The following is a 7,648-nucleotide window of genomic DNA, read 5'->3' as shown; positions in this document are numbered from 1 at the left end:
GACCGTGACGTCCGTCGCTGCCGAATACAGCCGCACCCCCGCGCAGGTGCTGATCCGGTGGAGTCTGCAGCTGGGCAATGTGGTGATTCCGCGGTCGGCCAAGCCAGAGCGCATCGCCAACAACATCGACGTCTTCGATTTCGAGTTGGCCGCCGAGCACATGGACGCGCTCAACGGGCTCAATGACGGCACCCGGGTGCGCGAGGATCCGCTGACCTACACCGGAATTTAAGGCGTTACCCGATCGACCAGGGCGACGATGCAGAGCGCGTAGCGCGATGAGGAGGGGCCCGGCATCAGCCCGAAATCCGGCTGCCCGACCGGGCAGGGGGCCGTGGCTTGACGGCCCTTCGGATCTTGGCCTCACAACACTGCAGAACCGCCGATCATGCAGGTGGACAGCGTCTTCCGGGAGGCAAGGTGCATCCGGGTCTCGACGGCGTGGTGCCACGTGTTGCGGCCGCGCCCGTGGTTAGAGAGCGGCGATGGCGTGGAGTCGTTGGGTCAGTGTGCGTTTGGTGAGCTCGGCCTGAGGGGCCAATCGATCCCATCCGTGTGGCGCGCCGCGATGAACGTGCAGCTCGATCGGTACCGCGGCAGCTGCCAGCGCGCTGGCGTAGGTGACGGTCTCGGCACACAGGATGTCGACGTCTCCCACTTCCAGATACGCCGCCGCCAGCTTGGCATGGTCGGTCAACCGTGCCGGGGCAGCCAGCGGTGATACACCGGTCGCCGCGGCCTGTGCGCCCAGTGCGGCGTGCCACGCGGTGAAATTGTCATCGTAAGTCCACGTCACCGGCGTCGCTGCGGGATCGTCCGGTGCAGTGACGGTGCGATCGTCGAGCATGGGGTAGATAAGGATCTGCTTGGCCACGACGATGCCATGTTCGCGGGCAAGGCTGGACCCTCCCCTAACGGGAGTGTCAACCCCATTGGCACCATCGATCGTCAGGATCCGCTTGGAGCGGTCCGATTTGGGCAAGTTACTTGCTAAGTGTATAGCAACTATTGTACATTTGCAGCGTGATGGCTCAGCCCGATAACGGATCGCCGGAGTTTTGGGCCGCCCAGCGGCCGGATGCGCCTGCGGTAATCCATGGCGATACCGCGCTGACGTACCAACAGTGGAACGATGCCGCCGACCGGGTCGCCGAGGGATTAGCCCGGCGCGGCTTGGTTAGTGGAGACCGCATCGGCATGCGGTTTCGACTGTCATTGGAGTGGTTCGTCATTCAGCGCGCCTTACAGAAACTCGGGGTGGCGCAGGTGGCCGTCAACTGGCGCCTCACCCCAGACGAAGCGGTCTACATCCTGCGGGATAGCGGTGCAAAAGGGTTGGCGTGCAACGATTGTGATGCTAGGGGATGGTCCCGGCACGACGTCGGGTTGCTGATCACCGTAGGCCAACCCGAAGCAAACTCGAGCTTGCGGTACGAGGACTTGCTGACCACGCGCGTCGACACACCACGCTTCGGAGCCACTCACCCGTCATTGGTGCTCTACACCTCCGGCACCACCGGCCGGCCGCGCGGCGTGCCACCAGTCGACCCGACAACGGTGCGCGACCTGGATCGGCTGGCGCGGTATATCAGGTCGGTGGCCAGCATCCCGCCCTATCCCGACAACCCGACCACGCTATTGACAATGCCCATTCACCACGGCGCCGGACCACATATCGCCGCCGCGACCTGTGCCCGCGGCGGCACCGTCGTGACGCTCGATCCCTACGAGCCAGAAGAAGCGCTGCGTCTGATCGAAACGCACAAGGTGCAGTCGTGGACCGCGGTGCCGACGATGCTGCTGCGCATCCAGAAGCTTCCCGAGTCCGTACTCGGGCGCTATGACTTGTCTTCGCTCAAGGCGGTGGGTTTGGGCGCCGCCCCGGTTCCGCAATCGTTGAAGCAGTGGATCATCGACCGGTTCGGAGACAACGTGCTTTGGGAAAGTTACGGCGCCAGTGAGGCGGGCATGATCACTTATACCTCCCCGGAACATCAACTCACCAAGCCTGGGACCAGTGGCCGACCCTATGACGGAGTCGAGGTCGCGATCGTCGGCGAGGATTGGCATCGGCTGGACGCCGGCGAAACCGGCGAGATCGCGGTCAACACCCCTGTCGTGCTGCGTAACTACCTGGGCGGGAAGGCCCTTGGCGAGGACGTCGTCAAGGACGGTTTCTACCGCACCGGCGACGTGGGTCACCTCGACGAGGACGGGTTCCTGTTCATCACCGACCGCATCAAGGACATGATCGTCGCCGGTGGGGTCAACATATATCCCGCCGAGATCGAGAAGGCGCTGGTGTCGCATCCAGGCGTCATCGATGCCGCCGTGATAGGAATCCCCGACGACGACTTCGGCGAGAAACCTTTGGCGTTCATCATCGGCGAGCCCAGTTCTCCGCCGAGTGAGGAGCAGTTGTTGTCTTACCTCGATGATCACTTAGCCAAGTACAAGAAGCCACGGGAGTTCGTGTTCGCCGACGAGTTCCCCCGCAACCCGATGGGCAAGGTCCTCAAACATCAACTCCGCAAACCCTATTGGCAAGGACAACAACGTCATGTCTGAAGCGAACCGCACACCGTCCTCGCTCACCGAACTACTCGATCTGACCGGCCAGGTGGCGCTGGTGACCGGAGCCGGGCAAGGCGTGGGGGCCACGATCGCGCGGTTTCTCGCTGCGCAGGGCGCGGCCGTCGCCGTCAACGACTACTACGCCGATCGCGCTCGGGTGATCGCCGATGAGATCACCGCTGCCGGTGGCGCGGCCATCGGGGTGGCAGCCGACGTCACCGCCTTCGATGACGTCATCGCGATGGCCGCCGACGTCTCCAATCAGCTGGGCGATGTTTCGATCCTGGTCAATAACGCCGGCAATGCCGGCACCGGCCCACCACCGGTCGCGGCGTTCTGGGAGTCCGACCCGACGGCGTGGGAACAGTTCATGGCCGTGAACCTGTCGGCCGTGATGTCGTGTTGCCGAGCGGTGGTGCCCGGCATGATCGGCATGAACCGGGGCCGGCTCATCACCGTCATCAGCGACGCCGGCCGCGTCGGAGAAGCCGGCCTGGAAGCCTACTCGGCGGCAAAGGCCGGCGCGGCCGGGTTCATGCGCGCACTGGCACGCAGTCTCGGCCGCTTTGGCATCACCTCTAACAGCGTGGCCATCGGCATTACCCGGACTCCGGCGATGACGAAGGTTCTCGCCAATGAGGACATGGTCAAACGCGTGCTCTCGCAATACACCATCCGGCGCGTCGGCGAACCAACCGACGCGGCAGCCATCATCAGCTTCCTGGCCTCCGAAGCGGCCAGTTGGATCACCGGCCAGACCTACCCGGTCAATGGAGGTTTCAGTGTCAGCCAATGATTCGACCACCGGCGTCGCCGAAGGCGGCGACGTCATTCTCACCGAGGTCGTCGACGAACACATCTTCATCATCACCGTGAACCGACCGAAGCGGCGCAACGCTTTTGACGGCGCGGCCGCCAGGGCATTGGAGGCCGTCATCGATGAATACGAATCCGACCCAGTGCTGCGCTGTGCGGTGCTCACCGGCTCCGACATCGTGTTCTCGGCCGGTCAGGATCTCATCGCAGCCGCAAGCGGGGACATGGCCGTTGGAAAGCGCCGCGGCGGGTTCGGCATCATGGCCAAGCCGCCGATCAAGCCCATCATCGCCGCCGTGGAGGGTCACGCGCTGGCCGGCGGGCTTGAGCTGTGCCTGTCGTGTGACCTTATTGTGTCGTCGAGTACCGCCACCATGGGCCTGCCCGAGGCCGCGCGATCTCTGGTGGCCATGGGCGGCGGATGTTTCCGCCTCCCCAAGCGCATCCCGTACCACCTTGCGATGGAACTGATCCTGACGGGAAAGGCCTGGCCGGCAACGCGGTTCGCCGAACTAGGACTGGTCAACAAGATCACCGAACCGGGGCACGCGTTGGCGGGCGCGCTGGAACTCGCCGCCGAGGTGATCGCCGCCGGTCCATTGGCGGTCCAGGCCAGCAAGCAGATCGCGATGCACGCCCAAGACTGGACCGACGCCGACGCGTGGCACAACCAAGCCAGGTACATCGCACCTGTCATGGCGTCGGAGGACCTGCAGGAAGGCCTGCGCGCCTTCGCTGAAAAACGCCCTCCTGTCTGGACAGGACGCTGAACATGCTGATCCAACCGACCTTGCGTAGCAGCCTGCTCGAGGGCCAGGTCGCTGTCGTCACCGGAGGCTCACGGGGAATCGGCGGCGCAACCTCAACCTTGTTGGCGGCCAACGGCGCCAAGATAGTCGTCGCCGATGTCGACCAGGCCAAAACCCACGAAGCGGTCACTGAACTCAACCAGGCATTCGGCGAGGACACCGCCTCGGCGTTCGTCGCCGACCTGGCGGCTCCGGACGCGTGCGACGAGTTGGTCGCCCACGCCACTGCCCACTATCACGGCTTGGACATCGTTGTGAACAACGCGGGCTACGCCTGGGACAGCCGGGTACACGCGATGACTGACGAGCAGTTCCAGGCCATGCTCGACATCCATCTGGTGGTGCCGTTCCGGCTCGCGCGGGCCTGCGCGCCGGTCTTCCGGGCCGCGGCCAACTCCGACGCCGGCAATGGCGTGCTGCGCCATCGCAAGACCGTCATGGTGTCCTCCATGGCCGGCGTCTGGGGTCTCGATGGCGCCGCCAACTACGCGGCCGCGAAGGCGGGGATGCTGGGGTTGATGCGCTCGCTGGCCCAAGAATGGGGAGCGATGCAAGTCAACGTCAACGCCGTCGCGTTCGGCATCATCCAAACCCGTTTCGGGCTACCCCAATCCGAGCGGGAAGTGATCCACACCGGCGGCCGGACCATCCAGGTGGGAATGCCCGCCAAGCAGGCTCTGCGGCTGGGAGTGAGCGTCGACCCCGACAATCCACCGACCGAAGCCGAGATCTACGCTGCCAAACCGATGCCTGGCATCGTGCTTGGGCGGACGGGGACGATCAGCGAAGCCGCCGATGCCATCTTCTGGCTGTGTTCACCACTGTCGAACTATGTTACCGGGCAACTCATTCCGGTCAACGGCGGCGCCCGGGGCGGGATGAGCTAGGCGCATTGAGGACTCAGCTTGCCGAGCACTCAGCAACTATCGAATGTTAGGTTGTCCCGATGAGCCCGCGTACGGGTAACCAAGCCGCATCGGCGGACAAAGCCGGCACGCCGGCAAGTCCCGTCCGCCGCACCCAGCAGGAGCGCAGTTCTCAAGCCGAGAAGGCGCTGATGGATGCCGCAGCGGAACTCTTCGCCCGACATGGTGTCGACCAGACCTCATTGGCTGACGTCGGCCAGGCCGCCGGATACAGCCGAGGCCTGGTCAACCACCACTTCGGGACGAAGGCGGCGCTGATCGAGCGTCTCGCGCGCCGCGTCCAGACCGACTTCGTCGCCAATTTCGACGAGGTCCACGGCGACGCCATCGACGTGTTGGTGACACTCACCGAGAACTACTTCTCGGCGCTCAAGCACGGCGGCGAAGCGGCGCGCGCGTTCTTCGTCATGTGGGGTGCCGCGATACCTTCGGAGGCGACGCTGCGTCCGGTATACGCCACCGACGATGCGCGGTTCCGATTCGCGGTGGAGGCCGTCCTCCGGTCCGGCCAAGACACGAAAACCGTAGCTGCCGACGTCGACCCGAGCGGGGGTGCCGTCGCAGTGGTCGGGCTGCTGCGTGGTGTCAGCGCGCAGTATCTCGTCGACCCCGACGCCTTCGATCTGTCGGCCGCCAAGAAGACCTGCCAAGCCTTCGTGCGGCGCAGCTTCGCGCCCGCTACTCGACGCGCTCGCACCACAAAGTGAGCACCTAACTCAGGTTCATCTCATCAACGTAGGCGGGTCAGTCGCGAGACAGTACGTGGACCGCGCAGACGGCGCCTACCCCGACCATGTGCGCAAGCCCGACGCGGGCGTCGGGGTGTTGTCGCGGACCCGCTTCCCCGCGCAGTTGAGTCGTCAGTTCGGCGATCTGACCGACACCGGTCGGGCCGATGGGGTGGCCCATCGACAGCAGCCCACCCGAGGTGTTGACCGCAACGCGGCCGCCGATGTCGAATTCACCAGCGGCCAGCGCCGCCGCGGCCTGGCCCGGTTCACATAGCCCCATCGCTTCGACGTAGAGCAGTTCCTCCACGGTGAATGCATCATGCAGCTCCACCACATCGACGTCGCTAGCGGTGACGCCAGCCTCTTCGAGCGCTATGGCCGTGGTTTCGGCGGTAAGGGCAGCGTCGAAATTCTCTGTGCCGTAGTATGTTTCGGAGCGCAGAACCGATGACCGCACTCGCACCGCGCGGTCCCGGTTGAGGCCAAGCGAGTTGAGTGCGCTCTCGGAGACGACGATCGCCGCTGCCGCGCCCTCCCCGATCGGGCAGCACTGCAGCCGGGTGAACATGCCACTGATCTTTGGCGGTGCCAGCACCTCCTCCAACGATCGCGCCTTCGGACGCTGCGCGTAAGGATTCAACGCCGCGTTTCGGCTGTTCTTGACCGCCACGGCCGCGATCTGCTCAGCGGAGGTGCCGGTGGCGTGCATGTAGCGCGAGGCGAGCAGGGCGAAGTGCGTAACGGGCGACACCCGATTACCCACCAGGTCGTCGAGTCCGGCGGCGCGTTGCGGGGAGGTCAGGTTCAGCGGCTTGTCGACGCCAACCGCGATCGCCACATCGTGGATTCCTGCGGCGACGTCGATGCACGCCTGGCGGAACGCCGTTGATCCGGACGCGGAGGCGTTCTCAACCTGAAGCATCGGGATGCCGGTGGCTCCAAGGTGTCGATACATGAGCCGGGACAGCGCCATCGACGTCGTCGCCGTGCCGGTGTAGGCGGTCTGGACCTGGCTCCAGTCCAACCCCGCGTCGGCTAGGGCTTCTCTGACGGCGATGACTCCCAACTGGGGGTAGGGAGTGTCGCTGGGCTTCTGGTAGGGATGCAGCCCGACGCCGATGACCCACAAATCGTGGTTTCCCAGCCCGCTCACGGTCGCACCTCGGGGTCGCGCACGAACGCAGGCTCGACGACGTCAGCGCCCTGGTCGTCGTTGCCGATGACGCTCCACCGCGCGGATACTCGATCGCCGATCTTCAGTCCGTCCGTAACGTCCGGGTGGACCATGGCACGGATCAATGGCCCGTCATCGAGCACGATTTCGGCGACCGTGAAGGGCGTCTCGGTCTTGCCTGGGCTCAGATGCACCTCGGCGAGGGCATGCACGATGCCTGCCGCGACCAACGCTTTGGGCTGCAGCTGATCAGCGGGTGCCCCGCAGATCTCGCATCCGATGCCCACCGGCGGAAAGTAGACGTGGCCGCATTGGGCGCACTCGATGCCGTTGAGGACCGGATCGTGCGTTAACGGGTCGTACAGGCGCGGGTGGGCGGCGGTGCGCACGCTTGCCTCCTAATTTGCTTGATAAGCGTTCAGCAAGTTTATACTGTAGCACCCTGCCGATGGAATGCGACCGCCGCGTTACCCGACTGGGCAGGTGGCGGTGGCCTGACGCAATACGTCCGCCGAAGCCTGGTCGACGGGAAGTGCGTAACCACGCGACACGGCAATGTACTGCATGGCGTACTGACACCAGAACGCCTTGTTGGGGGGCATCCATAGGGCCGGCTGG

9 protein-coding genes and 1 pseudogene are annotated in these 7,648 nt (G+C 64.9%); 6 read left to right on the top strand and 4 right to left on the bottom strand.

Annotated elements, in window-relative coordinates; translation table 11 throughout:
* Positions 1-232: aldo/keto reductase (locus VEI45_RS23260; RefSeq protein WP_324856878.1), on the top strand; the 232-nt coding region annotated here is incomplete at its 5' end.
* Between the two features lie 240 nt (positions 233-472).
* Here the strand turns inward: VEI45_RS23260 and VEI45_RS23255 are convergent.
* The gene (locus tag VEI45_RS23255; RefSeq protein ID WP_324856877.1) at positions 473-982 is read right to left on the bottom strand and encodes an alpha/beta hydrolase fold domain-containing protein; all 510 of its coding nucleotides are present in this window, start codon (positions 980-982) and stop codon (positions 473-475) included.
* Positions 983-1,026: 44 nt separating this feature from the next.
* On the opposite strand from VEI45_RS23255, the gene VEI45_RS23250 reads away from it, so the two are divergent.
* Genes VEI45_RS23250 through VEI45_RS23230 form a run of 5 tightly spaced genes read left to right on the top strand, consistent with a single transcriptional unit; the run spans position 1,027 to position 5,832 of the window.
* A complete protein-coding gene (locus VEI45_RS23250; protein ID WP_324856876.1) occupies positions 1,027-2,568 on the top strand; it encodes a class I adenylate-forming enzyme family protein in 1,542 nt (513 codons plus the stop codon).
* Positions 2,561-3,370 (top strand): SDR family NAD(P)-dependent oxidoreductase, encoded by an 810-nt coding sequence (locus VEI45_RS23245; protein WP_324856875.1) that lies wholly within the window; start codon positions 2,561-2,563, stop codon positions 3,368-3,370. The genes VEI45_RS23250 and VEI45_RS23245 overlap by 8 nt, the downstream gene beginning before the upstream one ends.
* Positions 3,345-4,160, top strand: a complete 816-nt coding sequence (locus tag VEI45_RS23240; RefSeq protein ID WP_414687571.1) for a crotonase/enoyl-CoA hydratase family protein — start codon at positions 3,345-3,347, stop codon at positions 4,158-4,160. The genes VEI45_RS23245 and VEI45_RS23240 overlap by 26 nt, the downstream gene beginning before the upstream one ends.
* 2 nt (positions 4,161-4,162) lie before the next feature.
* Complete coding sequence (locus VEI45_RS23235) at positions 4,163-5,086, top strand: SDR family NAD(P)-dependent oxidoreductase (RefSeq protein ID WP_324856873.1); 924 nt, start codon at positions 4,163-4,165, stop codon at positions 5,084-5,086.
* A 59-nt stretch (positions 5,087-5,145) separates the two neighbouring features.
* The gene (locus VEI45_RS23230; protein WP_324856872.1) at positions 5,146-5,832 is read left to right on the top strand and encodes a TetR/AcrR family transcriptional regulator; all 687 of its coding nucleotides are present in this window, start codon (positions 5,146-5,148) and stop codon (positions 5,830-5,832) included.
* Between the two features lie 37 nt (positions 5,833-5,869).
* On the opposite strand, the gene VEI45_RS23225 is transcribed toward VEI45_RS23230, so the two are convergent.
* The 3 genes and pseudogenes from VEI45_RS23225 to VEI45_RS23215 all read right to left on the bottom strand — a co-directional run.
* On the bottom strand, positions 5,870-7,009 hold the full coding sequence (locus tag VEI45_RS23225) for a thiolase family protein (protein ID WP_324856871.1): 1,140 nt from the start codon (positions 7,007-7,009) through the stop codon (positions 5,870-5,872).
* Positions 7,006-7,419: a hypothetical protein gene (locus VEI45_RS23220; RefSeq protein WP_324856870.1), complete on the bottom strand. Its 414-nt coding sequence runs from the start codon at positions 7,417-7,419 to the stop codon at positions 7,006-7,008. The genes VEI45_RS23225 and VEI45_RS23220 overlap by 4 nt, the downstream gene beginning before the upstream one ends.
* A gap of 78 nt (positions 7,420-7,497) precedes the next feature.
* A pseudogene (locus tag VEI45_RS23215) lies at positions 7,498-7,648 on the bottom strand (hypothetical protein); the annotation flags it as partial.

The sequence above is a fragment of the Mycobacterium sp. genome, assembly GCF_035623875.1.
Taxonomy (GTDB): domain Bacteria; phylum Actinomycetota; class Actinomycetes; order Mycobacteriales; family Mycobacteriaceae; genus Mycobacterium.
Note: the sequence above shows the minus strand (reverse complement) of the source record. Positions and strands in the feature narration are given on the sequence as shown.